The organism is Nocardioides sp. CFH 31398, assembly GCF_022436705.1.
Lineage (GTDB): Bacteria > Actinomycetota > Actinomycetes > Propionibacteriales > Nocardioidaceae > Nocardioides.
The window spans coordinates 158,014-174,474 of record NZ_JAKUHT010000011.1; the positions used below are offsets into that span (position 1 = coordinate 158,014).

Annotated in this window: 12 protein-coding genes; 9 read left to right on the plus strand and 3 right to left on the minus strand. The window is 75.3% G+C overall.

The window, feature by feature from the left end; all coding sequences use genetic code 11:
• Positions 1 to 9 precede the first annotated feature (9 nt).
• From MJ876_RS22215 to MJ876_RS10525, 3 genes are all read right to left on the minus strand, one after another.
• Positions 10 to 1,470: an ATP-binding protein gene (locus MJ876_RS22215; RefSeq protein ID WP_240236234.1), complete on the minus strand. Its 1,461-nt coding sequence runs from the start codon at positions 1,468 to 1,470 to the stop codon at positions 10 to 12.
• Positions 1,471 to 1,536: 66 nt separating this feature from the next.
• Positions 1,537 to 2,757: a formaldehyde dehydrogenase, glutathione-independent gene (gene fdhA / locus MJ876_RS10520; RefSeq protein ID WP_240236235.1), complete on the minus strand. Its 1,221-nt coding sequence runs from the start codon at positions 2,755 to 2,757 to the stop codon at positions 1,537 to 1,539.
• Between the two features lie 98 nt (positions 2,758 to 2,855).
• On the minus strand, positions 2,856 to 3,569 hold the full coding sequence (locus MJ876_RS10525) for a M50 family metallopeptidase (RefSeq protein ID WP_240236236.1): 714 nt from the start codon (positions 3,567 to 3,569) through the stop codon (positions 2,856 to 2,858).
• A gap of 17 nt (positions 3,570 to 3,586) precedes the next feature.
• Here MJ876_RS10525 and MJ876_RS10530 point away from each other — a divergent pair, with 17 nt between their 5' ends.
• The 9 genes from MJ876_RS10530 (at position 3,587) to MJ876_RS10570 (ending at position 16,447) form a co-directional block, all read left to right on the plus strand.
• Entirely contained in the window at positions 3,587 to 4,435 is an 849-nt protein-coding gene (locus MJ876_RS10530; protein ID WP_240236237.1) for an aldo/keto reductase, read from the plus strand.
• A gap of 43 nt (positions 4,436 to 4,478) precedes the next feature.
• Positions 4,479 to 5,153 (plus strand): peptidylprolyl isomerase, encoded by a 675-nt coding sequence (locus tag MJ876_RS10535; RefSeq protein ID WP_240236238.1) that lies wholly within the window; start codon positions 4,479 to 4,481, stop codon positions 5,151 to 5,153.
• Positions 5,146 to 5,772, plus strand: a complete 627-nt coding sequence (locus tag MJ876_RS10540; protein WP_240236239.1) for a flavin reductase family protein — start codon at positions 5,146 to 5,148, stop codon at positions 5,770 to 5,772. The genes MJ876_RS10535 and MJ876_RS10540 overlap by 8 nt, the downstream gene beginning before the upstream one ends.
• A gap of 79 nt (positions 5,773 to 5,851) precedes the next feature.
• Positions 5,852 to 8,341 (plus strand): aminopeptidase N, encoded by a 2,490-nt coding sequence (gene pepN / locus MJ876_RS10545; protein ID WP_308192589.1) that lies wholly within the window; start codon positions 5,852 to 5,854, stop codon positions 8,339 to 8,341.
• Complete coding sequence (locus MJ876_RS10550) at positions 8,338 to 9,174, plus strand: formate dehydrogenase accessory sulfurtransferase FdhD (RefSeq protein ID WP_308192590.1); 837 nt, start codon at positions 8,338 to 8,340, stop codon at positions 9,172 to 9,174. The genes pepN and MJ876_RS10550 overlap by 4 nt, the downstream gene beginning before the upstream one ends.
• A gap of 150 nt (positions 9,175 to 9,324) precedes the next feature.
• Positions 9,325 to 10,476, plus strand: a complete 1,152-nt coding sequence (locus MJ876_RS22220; protein ID WP_240236240.1) for an exonuclease SbcCD subunit D — start codon at positions 9,325 to 9,327, stop codon at positions 10,474 to 10,476.
• Positions 10,473 to 13,487 carry an AAA family ATPase gene (locus tag MJ876_RS10560; protein ID WP_240236241.1) on the plus strand — a complete coding sequence of 1,005 codons (3,015 nt, stop codon included), beginning with the start codon at positions 10,473 to 10,475 and terminating at the stop codon, positions 13,485 to 13,487. The genes MJ876_RS22220 and MJ876_RS10560 overlap by 4 nt, the downstream gene beginning before the upstream one ends.
• A gap of 9 nt (positions 13,488 to 13,496) precedes the next feature.
• On the plus strand, positions 13,497 to 15,020 hold the full coding sequence (locus tag MJ876_RS10565; protein WP_240236242.1) for a TldD/PmbA family protein: 1,524 nt from the start codon (positions 13,497 to 13,499) through the stop codon (positions 15,018 to 15,020).
• Positions 15,020 to 16,447, plus strand: coding sequence for a metallopeptidase TldD-related protein (locus MJ876_RS10570; protein ID WP_240236243.1), 1,428 nt, complete (start codon positions 15,020 to 15,022; stop codon positions 16,445 to 16,447). Before MJ876_RS10565 ends, MJ876_RS10570 begins: the two co-directional genes overlap by 1 nt.
• The last annotated feature ends 14 nt before the right edge of the window (positions 16,448 to 16,461 follow it).

Below are 16,461 nucleotides of genomic sequence, written 5' to 3' on the forward strand. Positions count from 1 at the left end.
TCGGCGCGGTCACTCCCAGCGCATCGACCAGCTCGCGCCGCCCTCGTCCTCCTCGTCGTCGACGTACGCCAGGTAGGCCCGTCCCGCCGGCTCGAGGTCGCCCTGGTCCTCGGTGGCCCGCTGGCCCGAGCCGAGCAGGCTGCGGGTCAGGGCCTCACGGTCGTCGAGGAGCTCGTCGAGGGCCGTCGTCAGGTGGACGTCGGCCAGCTCCTCCCCGGCGACCGCCGCGACCAGGACGGCGCGACGCACCAGCTCCTTGGCGAACGACGCCGTGACACCCTCGGCGCGCGCGGCGGCGTCGGCCAGGACGGCGTCCGAGAGACCGAGTCCCGCGGCGTACAGGCCGAACAGCCGGGCCCGCGCCGCCTCGTCCGGGAGCGGCACCTCGACCGCGAGGTCGATGCGGCCGGGGCGCCTGGTCAGGGCGCGCTCGAGCAGGTCGGGTCGGTTCGTGGTGAGGACGAACGCGACGTCGGCGTCACCGTCCATCCCGTCGAGCGCCTCCAGCAGCTCGAACAGCAGCTCACCGCCGCCGCCCATGCCCCGGTCCTCCGCGATGAGGTCGCAGTCCTCCAGGACGATCATCGCCGGTTCGAGGGCGCGGGCGAGGCGCGAGGCCTCGCGGACCCATCGCATCGACGCCCCCGACAGCAGGAAGACCGTCACCCCGTCCGTCCGCCCGACCAGGTGCCGCACCGTGTGGGTCTTGCCCGTGCCCGGGGGCCCGTGCAGCAGGATGCCGCGCTTCAGGTGCTGGCCCGCGGCGAGCAGCCGCGCCCGGTGCTCGCCGACGCCCCCGACGTGACGGTGCAGCCGGTCGAGCACCCCGTCGGGCAGGACGACGTCCGCCTCAGCGACCCTCGGCGGCTCCACGAACACCAGACCGCCCAGGTTCTCGTCGAACCCGCCGCCGCTGAAGCTCATCACCTGGCCGCGCAGCACGCTGTGCTCGACCATGAGGCGCCGGACGTCCGCCCGGAACGCGTCGACCAGGTCCGGGTCGGTGCCGACGACCTCCAGCGTGGTGGCGCGCCGTCCCCAGTCGGGGTCGGCTGCCCGCTGCAGGACGGCGACGGGCCGGCCCTCGTACGTCATGAGGCGCACGCCGCTGGACATGACCCGACGCTCGAGACCGGGTCCGACGGGCACGGTGGTGTGGTCCACCGGGCCGACCGTGATCCCCGGCCTGCGGCTGAGCAGCAGACCGCGCAGGTCGCCGTCGAAGCCCCGGGGCACGGTCACCCCGACCAGCCGGGCGTGCGGGTCCAGCGTCCTGAGGGCCGTGTCGGCGTCCACGAGCCGCCACGGTGCGACCCCGTCGGTGACGATCGTGCACTCCGCCGCGGGGCGACCCAGGTGCTCGTCGAGGAGCGCGGCGAGCTCACCGCCCTGCTCCGTCCTCAGCTCGCCCGCGCGTCGCAGCAGACGGACCAGCTCGCTGACCAGGTCCTCGTCCTCCGGAGTGCTCACCGCGGACATGATGCCCGGCGGCGAGCCCCGGCTCGACCCGTTTCCACGGGCCGAGCCGGGTCGTCGTCAGGCGGCCGAGCCGACGTACCCGTGCGGGTCGATGACGTACTTCGTCGCCGCCCCGGCGTCGAACTCCTGGTAGCCGCGCGGAGCGTCGTCCAGGCCGATCGTCTTGGCGTTGACCGCCTTCGCGACGTGCGCCTTGTCGGCCAGGATCATGTTCATCAGCTGCCGGTTGTACTTCTTGACCGGGCACTGGCCGGTGACGAACGCGTGGGACTTCGCCCAGCCCAGGCCGAGCTTCACGCCGATCTGGCCCTCCTTCGCGGCGTCGTCCACCGCACCCGGGTCGCCGGTGACGTAGAGGCCCGGGATGCCCAGCGAGGCGCCGGCACGCGCGAGCGTCATGATGTCGTTCAGCACCGTCGCGGGGGCCTCGGCCGCGCCCTCGCCGTGACCACGGGCCTCGAAGCCGACCGCGTCGACGGCGGCGTCGACCTCGGGCTCGCCGAGGACCTGCTCGACCATGTCGACCAGCGAGTTGCCGCTGGAGAGGTCGACGGTCTCGCAGCCGAAGCTGCGCGCCTGCTCGAGACGGTCGGCCTGCATGTCCCCGACGATGACGACCGACGCGCCGAGCAGCTGCGCCGCGTGGGCGGCGGCGAGCCCGACCGGGCCCGCGCCCGCGACGTACACCGTCGACCCGGTGGTCACCCCGGCGGTGTAGGCGCCGTGGTAGCCGGTCGGGAAGATGTCGGAGAGCATCGTCAGGTCGAGGATTTTCTCCAGCGCCTGGTCGCGGTCGGGGAACTTCAGCAGGTTGAAGTCGGCGAACGGGATCATCACGTACTCCGCCTGGCCGCCGAGCCAGCCGCCCATGTCGACGTAGCCGTACGCCGCGCCCGCGCGGGCCGGGTTCACGTTGAGGCAGATGCCGGTCTTGCCCTCGTTGCACATCCGGCAGCGCCCGCAGGCGATGTTGAACGGCACGGAGCAGATGTCGCCGGGCTTGACGAACAGGACGTCGTCACCGACCTCGACCACCTCGCCGGTGATCTCGTGGCCCAGCGTCTGCCCGACGGGGGCGGTGGTGCGGCCGCGGACCATGTGCTGGTCCGAGCCGCAGATGTTGGTGGTGACGAGCTTGAGGATGACGGCGTGGGGGGCGGCCTGCTTGATGCCCATCCCCTGCGCGACCTCCTTCGGGATCTCGAGCTTGGGGTAGTCGATGGTCTCGACGGCGACCTCTCCCGGACCCTTGTAGACGACGACGCGGTTCCCTGACATGCAGCTCTCCCTCGGTTGTCGGCTGCCGCGCCGGTCTCGATCACCGGAGACACGCGGCGTGACCTGGGTCACCCCTCGACCCTGGCACAGGGGGTGGATCAGCGGGAAGCGGCCAGCAGTGCCGAGCCGCCCAGCGCCAGCGCGCCGAGCGCGACCAGGCCGAACAGGACCACCCAGATCGTGGCCGGCACCCGCGTGAGCCGGGCCAGGACGTCGGCGTCCGAGCTCCGGCCGGCACCGCTGCGGCGGGTCCGCGCGAGCTCGACGACGGTGCGCGGCGCGGCGAGCAGCAGGAACCACGCCCCCGCGTGCGCGACGACCGACTGCACCTGTCCCGTCGCCCACCAGGACACGGCGAAGACGCCCGCGGCGGCCAGCCCGACGGCGTACAAGCCGAAGAAGTTGCGGATCTGCAGCAGCAGGAGGGCCAGCAGCAGGAGCGCGACCCACAGCACCGCGACGGGATGACGCGCGGCCACGCCGTACGCCGCGGCGAGGCCCAGCAGCGCCGGCGCGGTGTAGCCCGCGAGCGCCGTCAGCACCATCCCCGGCCCCGTGGGCCGACCCTTCGAGACGGTGAGGCCGGAGGTGTCGGAGTGCAGCCGGATGCCCGCCAGCCGGCGGCCGGTCAGCAGCGCGACCACCCCGTGACCGCCCTCGTGGGCGATCGTCACCAGGTGGCGGGCCCGGCGCCACAGGCCGGGCACGAGCACGAGCGCGAGGGCGACGGCGGCCGAGGCCACGGCGTAGGTCGAGTCGAGGCGCGGCTGGCGTGAGACGACGGCGTCCCACACCTCGGTCACGACCTCCATCCCTCTAGTTTGTGCCCATGAGCCAGAGCACCGCCGTACCGACCCGCTCCCTCAACGACGGCCACGAGATCCCGGTGGTGGGCCTCGGCTGCTACCAGCTGGACGGCGAGGAGGGCGTCACCGCGATGGTGAGCGCCCTCGAGCTCGGCTACCGGCTGCTCGACACGGCGGTGAACTACGGCAACGAGGGCGACGTCGGCGAGGCGGTGCGACGCAGCGGGCTGCCGCGCGAGGACGTGTTCATCACCAGCAAGATCCCCGGCCGCCACCACGGCTACGACGACGCGCTCGCCTCCGTGCGCACCTCGCTCGAGACGCTGCGCACCGACTACCTCGACCTCCAGCTGATCCACTGGCCGAACCCGAGCGTCGGGAGGTTCGGCGAGGCGTGGCGCGCGCTGGTCGACCTGCAGCGCGAGGGTCTCGTCCGTTCCATCGGCGTCTCGAACTTCGCCCCGGCCCACCTGGACCGGATCGTCGAGGAGACCGGCGTGACCCCGGCCGTGAACCAGGTGGAGCTCCACCCGTACTTCCCCCAGGCCGAGATGCGCGCCGAGCACGAGCGCCGCGGCATCGTCACCGAGTCCTGGAGCCCGCTGGGCAAGCGCCAGGCGCCGTACGGCGAGGAGCCGGTGGCAGCCGCCGCCGAGGCGCACGGGGTGGAGCCCGGCCAGGTGATCCTGCGCTGGCAGCTGCAGCTGGGGGCGGTCCCGATCCCGAAGTCCGCGACCCCGTCGCGCCAGGCGGAGAACATCGACCTGTTCGGCTTCGAGCTCACCGACGACGAGGTGGCCGCGATCTCGGGGCTGGCGAAGCCCGACGGACGGCTGTTCGGCGGCGACCCCGACGTCCACGAGGAGATGTAGGCCCCCGCCGGGGTCCTGGGTCGGCCCTCCTAGGCTCGCGGTCATGCGTTCGCTCTCGGTGGCCTCGTGCCTGGTCCTGCTGTCCCTGGGTCTGTCGGCGTGCGGCAGCGACGACGGTGGGACCACCGCGTCGGAGGGCGGCGAGACCGTCGAGTGCGACTATCCCGCCGACGGCCGCCCGCCGGCCCGTGAGGTCGACCCGCCGCCGACCGAGGCGCAGGCCTCCGGGGAGGTCGCCGCGACCATCACCCTGGGCGGGGGCGACGTCCCGATCACCCTGGACGCCGCCGACGCCCCCTGCACCGTGAACTCGTTCACCTCGCTGGCCGAGCAGGGCTACTTCGACGACACCCCCTGCCACCGCCTCACCACGGACGGCATCTTCGTCCTGCAGTGCGGGGACCCGACCGAGGACCCGATGCTGCGCGGCACGGGCGGGCCCGGCTACAGCTTCGGCGACGAGACGTCGCCCGACGACACCTACGGCCGGGGCACGCTGGCCATGGCCAACTCGGGCCCCGACACCAACGGCTCGCAGTTCTTCATGGTCTACGACGACTCGCCCCTGCCCCCGGACTACACGGTGTTCGGCAGCATCAGCGAGGAGGGCCTCGAGGTGATCGACGCGATCGCGGAGGAGGGCGCCCAGGGCGGCGCCCCGGACGGTGCGCCCGCCGCCGAGGACGACGCGACCATCGAGTCGGTGACCCTTGACTGAGCCGGAGCGGCGCGAGTTCCGCGTCGGCGACGAGGGCGTCAACCCCTACAAGCTGCTCACCGCGGTGGTCGTCCCGCGGCCCATCGCGTGGGTCTCCACCGTCGGCCCCGACGGCGTCGGCAACCTCGCGCCCCACTCGTTCTACAGCGTCGCCTGCGCCGACCCGCCGATCGTGTGCTTCACCTCGGTGGGCAACAAGGACACCCTGCGCAACGTCCTCGCGACCGGCGAGTTCGTGGTCAACGTCGCCTCCGCCGACCTGCTCGGCGCCGTGAACGACTCCTCCGCGCCGTACGACGCCGAGGTCGACGAGGCCGGCGACCTCGGCCTCGAGCTCGCCCCCAGCACGAGCGTCGCCCCGCCGCGCCTGGCGCAGTCGCCGGCGTCGATCGAGTGCACGCTGCACTCCACGCACGAGCTGGGGAACTCCGTGCTGGTGCTGGGCGACGTCCGTCTGGTGTCGGTGCACACCTCGGCCCTGGACGGCGACCACCCGACGATGGAGGCCCTCAAGCCCCTGTCGCGCCTGGGCCGGGACGAGTGGGGCCACCCGCCGGAGGTCTTCCGCCTCACCCGCCCCCGCACCCCCGACGAGACCGGCACCCACGAGCCCCGCTGACGCGGGGCCCGGCTGCTCGGCGACCCGGAGCGGCTTTCCCGGTCGAACCGGTGTCGGGGCCGCGCCCTACTGTGAGGACGTGAGCAGCCCCACCCCCGCGCCGACGCGCAGCCTGCGCCGTGACGAGGCCGAGCAGCGCGCCGCCCTGCTGCGGACGCACTCCTACGTCGTCGACCTCGACCTCACCCGCGGCGACGAGGAGTTCGGCTCGGTCTCGACGGTCCGGTTCTCCTCCGGGGCCGGTGAGACCTTCGTCGACGTCCACGCCCGGTCCGTGACCGCGGTGCACCTCGACGGGGCACCGCTGGACCCGGCGACCGTCCACGACGGGCGCCTGCCGCTGCACCTCGACGCCGGCGAGCACGAGCTCGTCGTCCGGGCGACCATGGGCTACCGCCGCGACGGCGAGGGCCTGCACCGGGCGATCGACCCGGCCGACGGGGCGCCGTACCTCTACCTCATGTGCTTCATGGACGCCGCGCCGTCGGCGTTCGCCTGCTTCGACCAGCCGGACCTCAAGGCGGCGTTCGACGTCACGGTCTCCGCCCCGGCGGCGTGGACGGTGCGCGGCAACGGTGTCGCCGTCCGCGAGGGGGCCGACCACGACGTCGCCCGCTGGCGGCTCGAGCGCACGCAGCCGCTGCCGACGTACCTCGTCACGCTGGTCGCGGGCGGCTGGCACGTGCTGGAGAGCGAGCACGACGGCATCGCGCTGGGGTTGTCGGCCCGCCGCAGCCTCGCCCCCGACCTCGACCGTGAGGCCGACGAGCTGTGGACGCTGACCCGCCAGAGCTTCGACGAGCTCCACCGGCTGTTCGGGATCCGCTACCCCTTCGGCCAGTACCACCAGGCGTTCGTGCCGGAGTTCAACGCCGGCGCGATGGAGAACGCCGGGTGCGTGCTGTTCCGGGACCCGATGGTGTTCAGCTCCCGGGTCAACCGCGACCAGCGCATCGGGCGCGCCACCACGATCGCCCACGAGATGGCGCACCAGTGGTTCGGCAACCTCGTGACGCCGCGGTGGTGGGACGACCTCTGGCTCAACGAGTCGTTCGCCGAGTACGCCGGCACCCGCGTCGCCGCCGACGCGACGCAGTACGACGACGCGTGGACCAACGAGTCCTACGTGCGCCGGCCGTGGGGCCTGGGCGCCGACCGCCGCCCGACCACCCACCCCGTCGCCGGCGAGCCGGGCACGGCGGCGCCCGACGCGGCCACGGCCCTCGGCGACTTCGACGGCATCTCGTACGCCAAGGGCGCGGCCGTGCTCCGTCAGCTCGCCTCCCGCGACGACGGCGTGTTCTGGGCCGGCGTGTCCGACCACATGCGGACCCACTCCTTCGCCAACGCGACTCTCGCCGACCTCGTCGGGTCCTGGGAGCGTGCCGGCGCCGGTGACTTGTCCGGGTTCGTCTCCGGGTGGCTGCGGACGGCGGGCCCGGACACCCTGACCCTCGACCGGTCCGCGGGCGTGGTGCGCTGCCGGCCCTACTCCCCCGAGGCGCCCCGGCGGGAGCACGCCGTCCAGGTCGCGCTGGGCCCGGACTGGGAGCGCGTGCCCCTCGTCGTCACCGGCGACGAGGCCGAGCTGTCCGTCCCGGACGGCGCTGCCGTGGTCGTCGACTCCGGGGAGGACACCTGGGCGCTGACCGTCCCCGACCAGGTGACCCTGCGAGCCCTGCCGACGCTGCTCGGCTCCACCGACCGGGCGCTGCGGGCCGCGGTCTGGGGCCAGGTCCGCAGCGGTTTCGGGGAGGCCGCGGTCGACCCGGCGGTCGTCCTCGCCATGGTCGAGCGGACCATCCCCACCGAGACCGACGAGGACGCCGTCACCCGGGTGCTGCCGTGGGTGCTGGGCAGCGTCGTCCCCCACGCCGTCGACCCCGAGGCGGCCGCGCAGCACGTCCACGAGGCCGCCCTGGCCCGCGCCCGGTCCGCCGAGCCCGGGTCGACGCTGCAGCTCTCGGCCGTGCAGGCCGCGACCGCGTCCGCCGGCGACGTGGACCTCCTGCGGAGCTGGCTGGCGGGCGCCGAGCCCGCCCCGGGCTGCTCGCTCGACCTCGACCTGCGGTGGCGCGTGCTGCGGCGCCTCGCCGTGCTGGGTGCCACCGACGTCGCGGAGCTGGACGCCGAGGTCGCCCGGGAGCGGACCTCGCACGCCGTCGTCTCGCGCGTCGCCGCCCGCGCCTCGATGCCGACGGCCGAGGCGAAGGCCTGGGCCTGGCAGCTCTTCACCGGCGAGGTGGAGGGCTCGAACTACGAGGTCGAGGCCGCCGGCAACGCCTTCTGGCACGCCGACCAGGGCGAGCTGCTGGCGCCGTACGCCGACCGGTACCTCGCCGACCTCCCCGCCACCGCGGAGCACCGCACCGGCTGGCTGCTCGCGGACGCCGCCCGGGCCTTCTTCCCCCGGACCTGGTGGTCGCAGGTCACCGTGGACGGCGTCCGTGCCCTCGCCGCGCGGGACGGCCTCGCCTCCGGCCTGCGGCGCACCCTCCTGGACTGCGCCGACGACCTCGCCCGCAACCTCGCGGTCCAGCGCGAGTTCGGACCCAGGAGCGCCTCGTGACCGCCGACCGTCGCAGCCGCCGACCCGGCCCCTCCGTCCGGGTCAAGGTCACCGAGACCAACGAGCGGGGCGAGAGGCGCCGCGAGGACCGCGTGGCCACCGAGGAGCCGCTCGAGATCCGCCTCGCGTGGCCCGGGGCCGACGCCCGACGGGTCTGGGTGACCATGCGGACCCCGGGGCACGACTTCGAGCTGGCCACGGGCTACCTCCGCCACGAGCAGGTCCTCGCTCCCGGCGACCTGCAACGGGTCGCCTACTGCACCGACGTCGACCTCTCCCCCGAGGAGGAGTTCAACGTCGTCACCGTCACCCTCGCGGCCCCGCCGCGCCGCGACCCCGGCCACCGCCACGGCGGCTCGTCCTCCGGCTCGTCGGCGTGCGGGGTGTGCGGCAAGGACAGCGTCGGCGAGGTGCTGGCCGCCGCCTCGGGCCGGCCGTGGGACGGCCCGGTGCCCACGCCCGCCGTCGTCCGCGGACTGCCCGACGTGCTGCGCGAGCACCAGCCCGTGTTCAGCCGCACCGGGGGCGTCCACGCCGCCGGGCTGTTCACCGTCGACGGCGACCTCCTGGTCGCCCGCGAGGACGTCGGCCGCCACAACGCCGTCGACAAGGTCACCGGCGCACGGGTGCTCGCCGGCGAGGACGGCACCGGTGCCTGCCTGGTCGTCTCCGGGCGCGCGGGGTTCGAACTCGTCCAGAAGGCCGTGGCGGCGGGCATCGGCTCCCTGGTGTCGGTGGGCGCCCCCACCAGCCTCTCGGTCCGCCTCGCGACCGAGTCCGGGCTCGTCCTGTACGGCTTCACCTCCCCGAGACGGGTCGTCCGCTACGCCTGAGCGGGAACCACCCGGTCGCGCCGGCGGTCTCGACGCGCTCGTCGCCAGGGCTCCTCGCTGCTCGACCACCTCAGGACCCACGGGGCCGTGAGATCGCCCACCGCGGCGTGGCCTCCCGGCGCTGTCGGACGTCGCTCCTAGGTTGCTGGTGTGCGCATCCTCCACACCTCCGACTGGCACCTGGGCCGCTCGCTGCACCGCGCGGACCTGCTGGGCCACCAGGCGGCGTACGTCGACCACCTGCTCGAGGTGGTCGAGGCCGAGGAGGTCGACCTGGTCGTCGTCGCGGGCGACGTGTTCGACCGCGCCCTGCCCCCGGTCGACGCGGTCGCGCTGGCCGACGACACCCTCGCGCGCCTCGCGGCGTCGCGGGCGACGGTGGTCATCAGCTCCGGCAACCACGACTCCGCGCGGCGCCTCGGGTTCGGCTCACGGGTGATGGACGCCGCCGGCCTCCACGTCCGCACCCGGCCGGAGGACGTCGGCCGCGCCGTCGAGCTCGCCGACGCCCACGGTCCGGTCGTGGTCCACGCCCTGCCCTACCTCGACCCGGACGCGGTCCGCGGGGCCTGGGGGCTGACCGGGCGCTCCCACGAGGTGGCGCTCGACGCCGCCATGACCCGGGTCCGGGCCGACCTCGCCGGCCGGCCGGGCGCGCGGTCGGTGGTCCTCGCGCACGCCTTCGTCGCCGGAGGTCGACCCTCCGACTCGGAGCGCGACATCGCGGTCGGCGGCATCTCCGTGGTGCCGACCTCGGTGTTCGACGGCGTCGACCACGTCGCGCTCGGCCACCTGCACGGGGCTCACACGCTGACGGAGCGCATCCGCTACTCCGGGTCCCCGCTCGCCTACTCCTTCTCCGAGGCGGGCCACACCAAGGGGTCCTGGCTCGTCGACCTGGCCGCCGACGGCTCGTCGACCGCCACGTTCGTGCCTGCCCCCGTCCCTCGCCCCCTCGCGCGGATCCGGGGCGACCTCGCCGACCTCCTCGCCGACCCTGACCTCGCCGGGCACGAGGGTTCGTGGGTGGAGGCGACCCTGACCGACGCCGGCCCCCGGCCGGCGGGCGCGATGGAGCGTCTGCGGACGCGCTTCCCGCACGCCCTCGTCCTGGCCTTCGACGCCCCGGCGTCCACCGGCTCACGACCCCGCGTCGTGAGACCGGGTCGCTCCGCCCACGACGTGACGCTCGACTTCGTCGCCGACGTCCGGGGCCTCGGGGCGGACGACGCCGAGGCGGCGTTGCTCGCCAGCGCCTGCGACGCCTGCGCCGAGGACCCGACCCAGGACGTGCCGGCGTGAGGGTCCACCGTCTCGAGGTCACCGCGTTCGGCCCGTTCGCCGAGACCGTCGTCGTCGACGGCGACGCCCTCGCCGCCGACGGCCTGTTCCTCCTCAGCGGCCCGACCGGCGCCGGCAAGAGCAGCGTCCTCGACGCGATCTGCTTCGCCCTGTACGGCGCGGTGCCCGGGCGCCGCAACGAGGCCAGGGCGCTGCGGTGCGACCGGTCCGACCCCGGGCTCGCCACCCGGGTGGTGCTCGACGTCAGCCTCGGCGACCGGCGCTACCGCTTCACCCGCTCCCCCGCCTGGGAGCGACCGAAGAAGCGCGGCGACGGCACCACCACCCAGCAGGCGTCGGCCTCCGTCCAGCAGCGGGTCGGGGAGACCTGGCGGCACGAGACGAACCGCCTCGACGAGGCCGGCGACCTCGTCGGCCGCCTGCTCGGCATGACCTGCAGCCAGTTCTGCCAGGTGGCGATGCTCCCCCAGGGGGAGTTCTCGACGTTCCTGCAGGCCCGTTCCGACGACCGCCAGCAGGTGCTCGCCCAGCTCTTCCGCACGGACCGCTACGACCGCATCGCCGCCTGGCTCGTCGAGCACCGGCGCGCGACCCGCCGTACCGAGGAGGCGGCCCGCGTCGCCGTCGACGCCGTCCGGCACCGGCTCGGCGAGGCGGCCGGCACCGTGCCCGGCGACGCCTCCCCGGAGGGGGTCCTCGACGACGGATGGCTCGCCGACCTGCGTGCGTCGACGGCGCGCGCCGCCGACGTCGCGCGTGACGAGGACGCCGCCGCCCACGCCACCCTCGACGCCACGCGCGCGGAGCTCGAGTCCGGGCTCGCCACCGCCCGCGCCCAGGAGGCGCACACCTCGGCCCGGGCGAGGCAACACGTCCTCGACGCCGCCGCACCGCAGCGTCACCGGGAGGCCGCACGTCTCGACGCGGCCCGGCGCGCGGCCCCCATCGCCCTCCTCGACGCCCAGGCCGCGGCCGCCGAGGCCGACCTCGCCGTCGCCCGCCGTCGCTGGTCCGCGGCCGCCGGACGAGCCGGCGTGACCGACCCCGACGCCGTCGACGGCGCCCTGCAGGAGTGCCGCCGCCGGCTCGGCCGTCTCCTGGACGCGCGTCCGGCCGAGACGGAGCTCGGCACCGCCCGCGCCGACGCCGCTCGCGCGGCCCGCGCCACCGAGGCGGCCCGGGCGGCACTGGCGCGGGCTGACGACGCGCTCGCCGCCCTGCCCGCCAGGGTGGAGGAGCTGGCGGAGGAGCACACGAGGCTCGGCGCCGTCGCCGCCGGGCTCCCCGGTCTGCTCGAGGCCGGGGCGAGGGCGCGCGACGCCCGGCGCGCGGCGCGGACGGTCGTCGAGCTGGAGGCCCTCCTCGTGGAGGCCACGGCGCTCGCCGACGACGCCCGCGAGCTCAAGCACGCGCGGCACGAGGCGTGGCTGGCGGTGCGGGAGGCGCGCCTCGAGGGGATCGCCGCCGAGCTGGCGGGCGGGCTGGCCGTCGGCGGTCACTGCCCCGTGTGCGGCTCCTGCGACCACCCGCGGCCCGCGACCCGCGGCGCCGACGCGGTCGACCTAGCCGCCGAGAGGCGCGCCCGCGCGAGCCTGGACGACGCGGAGTCGGCCCTCCTCGCCCACACCGACCGCGTGCAGGGGTTGCGGGTGCGGCTCGCCGGCGCCCGGGAGGGTGCGGGTGGCCACGACGAGGCGTGGTGGCAGCAGGAGCAGGAGCGGCTCGAGCAGGCCACGACCGCCGCGACCGTGGCCCGCAACGGCGCCGCGCGGGCCTTGCGTGCCCTGGCGGAGGCCGAGGGCGCCCTCACCGCGGCGCGCGAGCACCGCTCCGGGCTCGCGAGCGAGGTGGCGGCGGCCGAGACCGCCGAGCGCTCCGCCCGCACCGCGGCGGACGACGCCGAGCGCCGGCTCCGCGCGCTCCTCGACGCCGCCGGCGGGCTGACCGGTGCCCTCGAGGAGGCGGTGACCGTGACGGGCGCGCAGGAGGCGGCCCTGGAGGCGGCACAGCGCGCCGCCGGTGAGCTCGCCACGGCCCGGGCGCAGGCCGCGCGCAGCCTGGCGCACGCGGAGGCGTCGGCCGTCGCCCACCGGTTCGACGACCTCGCCGCCGCCCGCGCCGCCGTCCTCGACGACGCGGAGCGGGGCCGTCTCGAGGCCGCCGCCCAGGCGCACCGGGACGGTCTGCGGGAGGTGCACGCCGTGCTCGCCGACCCCGTGGTCCGCGCCGCGGCCACCGAGGACGCGCCGGACCTCGCCGCCACCCGGGCCCGCCTGGCGGCCGCGGAGGCCATGGCGCGCGACGCCGCCACCCGGGCCGCCCAGGCCCGGGAGCGCCGCGACCGGGTGGACGTCCTCGCCGGGCAGCACGACGCCGCCGTCGCCGCCTGGCTCCCCGCCGCGGAGGCCGCGCGACGGGCCGAGGCGCTGGCCGACCTCGCGACCGGTCGCTCGGCCGACAACCGCCTGCGCCTGTCGCTGTCGGCGTACGTCCTGTCCTGGCGCCTCGGTCAGGTGGTCGACGCGGCCAACGTGCGGCTGGCCCCGATGACCGACGGGCGCTTCACCCTGCTCCACGACGCCGCCCTGCCCACCCGGGGCGGACGGCGCGGCGGCCTCGACCTGGTCGTCCGGGACGAGTGGTCGGGCGCCGCCAGGGCGCCGGTCACCCTGTCGGGCGGCGAGACCTTCGTCGTGTCCCTGGCCCTGGCTCTCGGTCTCGCCGACGTGGTCAGCCAGGAGGCGGCCGCCGACGCGGTCGGCGTGGACATCGACACGCTCTTCGTCGACGAGGGCTTCGGCTCCCTGGACGCCGACACGCTGGAGGACGTGATGGGGGTCCTGGACGACCTCCGCGCCGGCGGGCGGGTGGTCGGCGTCGTCAGCCACGTCGAGAGCATGAGGGAGCGGATCGGCCGCCGCCTCGAGGTCACCCCGGGGTCCGCCGGAGGGGCCGACGGTGACGGTGGGGCCCGGGGAAGTCGCGTGCGGCTCGTCGTGGCCGGGGCGTAGGTTCGGCCCATGCCCGGCCTCCTCGACCCGACGTTCGCGGCCCTGCCCCACCGCGCCCTGGGCGAGGTCGCCCTCGGCCGCGCCGCCGACCTCGGGGCCACCCACGCCGACTTCCGGTTCGAGCGACTGCGGCACCAGTACCTCGCCGCCCGCGACGGCGTCCTGCAGACCGCCGCGTCGACCGAGGACCTGGGTTTCAGCGTCCGCGTCGTCCACGGCGGGGCCTGGGGCTTCGCCGCGGGCGTCGCGCTGACCGAGGACGAGGCCCGTCGCGTCGCCGAGGAGGCGGTCGCCCTCGCGCGGGTGGCCGCCACGATGACCCGGGAGCCCGTCGAGCTCGCCCCCGAGCCGGTCCACGCCGACGTCGAGTGGGTCTCGCCGTACGACGTCGACCCCTTCGAGGTCCCCGACGCCGAGAAGGCGGCCCTCCTCGTCGACTGGACCCGACGGCTGCGCGAGCACGGCGCCGTCGACCACGCCACCGCCGCGACCCAGCTGGTGAAGGAGGTCAAGTACTACGCCGACCTCGCCGGGACGCGCACCACCCAGCAGCGGATCCGCGTCGACCCCGAGCTGACCGCGATGGGCACGGACGCCGCGACCGGCGTGTTCGACTCCATGCGCTCCATCGCGCCGCCGGCCGGGCGGGGCTGGGAGCACCTCACCGGCGGCACCCACGACTGGGAGCGTGAGCTCGTCGAGGTCCCGGCCCTGCTCGCCGACAAGCTCCGCGCCCCCACGGTCGAGGCCGGCACGTACGACCTCGTCATCCACCCCTCGAACCTGTGGCTGACGATCCACGAGTCCATCGGTCACGCCACCGAGCTCGACCGTGCGCTGGGCTACGAGGCCAACTACGCCGGCACCTCGTTCGCCACACCGGACCTGGTCGGGTCGCTGCAGTACGGCTCCGACGTCATGCACGTCACCGGCGACCGCACCGAGCCGCACGGCCTCGCGAGCACCGGCTGGGACGACGAGGGCGTCGAGACCACGCGCTGGGACATCGTCCGCGACGGTGTCCTGGTCGGCTACCAGCTGGACCGGCCGATGGCCGCCGCGATGCCGCACCTCACGAGCGACCCCGAGCGCGGCCGGTCCAACGGGTGCGCGTACGCCGACTCCCCCGGGCACGTCCCCCTCCAGCGGATGGCGAACGTGTCGCTGCAGCCCGCCGCCGACGGCCCCTCGACCGAGGAGCTCATCTCGCGGGTCGACCGCGGCCTGTACGTCGTCGGCGACCGCTCCTGGTCCATCGACATGCAGCGCTTCAACTTCCAGTTCACCGGCCAGCGGTTCTTCCGCATCGAGGACGGCCGGCTCGCCGGGCAGGTGCGCGACGTCGCCTACCAGGCGACGACCACCGACTTCTGGGGCTCCATGGAGGCCGTGGGCGGCCCGGAGACGTGGGAGCTCGGCGGCGCCTTCAACTGCGGCAAGGCCCAACCGGGCCAGGTCGCGGCCGTCAGCCACGGGTGCCCGACCGCGCTGTTCCGCGGCGTCCGCATCCTCGACACCACCGAGGAGGGCTGATGACCACCGTCCCGACCGGGCCGACCGGGTCCGCCACCCGCCCCCAGGACCTCGCCGAGCACGTCCTCGCGGCCTCGGCCACGACCGGCTGCGTCGTGGTGGTCAGCGACGCGCGGGGCGCCCACCTGCGCTGGGCGAACACGACCCTGACCACCAACGGCGCGTCACGCCGGCTCACCGTCACGGTCGTCGCCCTCGTGGAGTCCGACGGCGGCACGAGCGTCGGCTCGGTGACCGGCAGCGCGACCACCCGTGAGCAGGCGGAGGAGGTGCTCCGTGCCGCGGAGGCCGCCGCCGCGCAGGCGGGCCCCGCGGAGGACGCCAACCCGCTGCTGACCCCCGAGCAGGCCGGTCCCGCCGGCGACTGGGAGGCCGCCCCCGCGACCACCGGGCCCGAGACGTACGCCGGGCTGGCGCCCGCCCTGGGCCGCGCCTTCGCGACCGCCTCGGCGGGCGAGCGGGTGCTGTACGGCTTCGTCAACCACGAGGTCGAGACCACCTACCTCGCGTCGAGCAGCGGGCTGCGGCTGCGCCACGAGCAGCCCACCGGTCACCTCGGGTGCACCGGCAAGTCTGCCGACCTCGGCCGCAGCGCCTGGGTCGGCGTGGCCAGCCGGGACCTCACCGACGTCGACCCCGAGGCGATCGAGGCCGAGCTCGCCCAGCGCCTCGCCTGGGCCGAGCGGAGCGTCGACCTCCCCGCCGGGCGGTACGACGTCGTCCTGCCGCCGTCGGCGGTCGCCGACCTCATGGTCGACGTCTACTGGGGCGCCGGCGCCCGCGACGCCCACGAGGGCGGCAGCGTCTACAGCCGCCGCGGCGGCGGCACCCGCGTCGGCGAGCAGGTCGTCGACCCGCGGGTCACGCTGCGGTCCGACCCGGCCGCCCCCGGGATCTCCTCGGCGCCGTTCGTCACCGCGTCGGCGTCGGGCAACCTCAGCTCCGTCTTCGACAACGGCATGCCGCTCGGCCCGACCGACTGGATCCGCGACGGCGTCCTCACCTCGCTGCTCGGGACCCGCCACACCTCGGCGCTCACCGGGCTGGCCACCACCCCGTACGTCGACAACCTGGTGCTGGAGGTCGAGGGCGGCACCGGCGACACCGCCGACCTCGTCGCCGGTGTCGAGCGCGGCCTGCTGCTGACGTGCCTGTGGTACATCCGCGAGGTCGACCCCCAGCGGATGCTCCTCACGGGGCTGACCCGCGACGGCGTCTACCTCGTCGAGGACGGCGAGATCACCGCCGCGGTCAACAACTTCCGGTGGAACGAGAGCCCGGTCGAGATCCTCGGCCGCTTCACCCACGCGTCCGCGACCCGGCAGAGCTTCGGCCGGGAGTGGGGCGACGACTACTTCTCCCGCACCGCCACCCCCGCCCTGCGGGTCCCCGACTTCACCATGTCGAGCGTGTCGCAGGCGCGGTAGCGGCCTCGAGGTGG

What these genes read in the sequence shown, in the direction of transcription:
- fdhA (WP_240236235.1), bottom strand. Translation starts at nt 2,757, where the DNA reads ATGTCAGGGAACCGCGTCGTCGTCTACAAGGGTCCGGGAGAGGTCGCC.
- MJ876_RS10530 (WP_240236237.1), top strand. Translation starts at nt 3,587, where the DNA reads ATGAGCCAGAGCACCGCCGTACCGACCCGCTCCCTCAACGACGGCCAC.
- MJ876_RS10570 (WP_240236243.1), top strand. Translation starts at nt 15,020, where the DNA reads ATGACCACCGTCCCGACCGGGCCGACCGGGTCCGCCACCCGCCCCCAG.
- MJ876_RS10525 (WP_240236236.1), bottom strand. Translation starts at nt 3,569, where the DNA reads ATGGAGGTCGTGACCGAGGTGTGGGACGCCGTCGTCTCACGCCAGCCG.
- MJ876_RS10535 (WP_240236238.1), top strand. Translation starts at nt 4,479, where the DNA reads ATGCGTTCGCTCTCGGTGGCCTCGTGCCTGGTCCTGCTGTCCCTGGGT.
- MJ876_RS10565 (WP_240236242.1), top strand. Translation starts at nt 13,497, where the DNA reads ATGCCCGGCCTCCTCGACCCGACGTTCGCGGCCCTGCCCCACCGCGCC.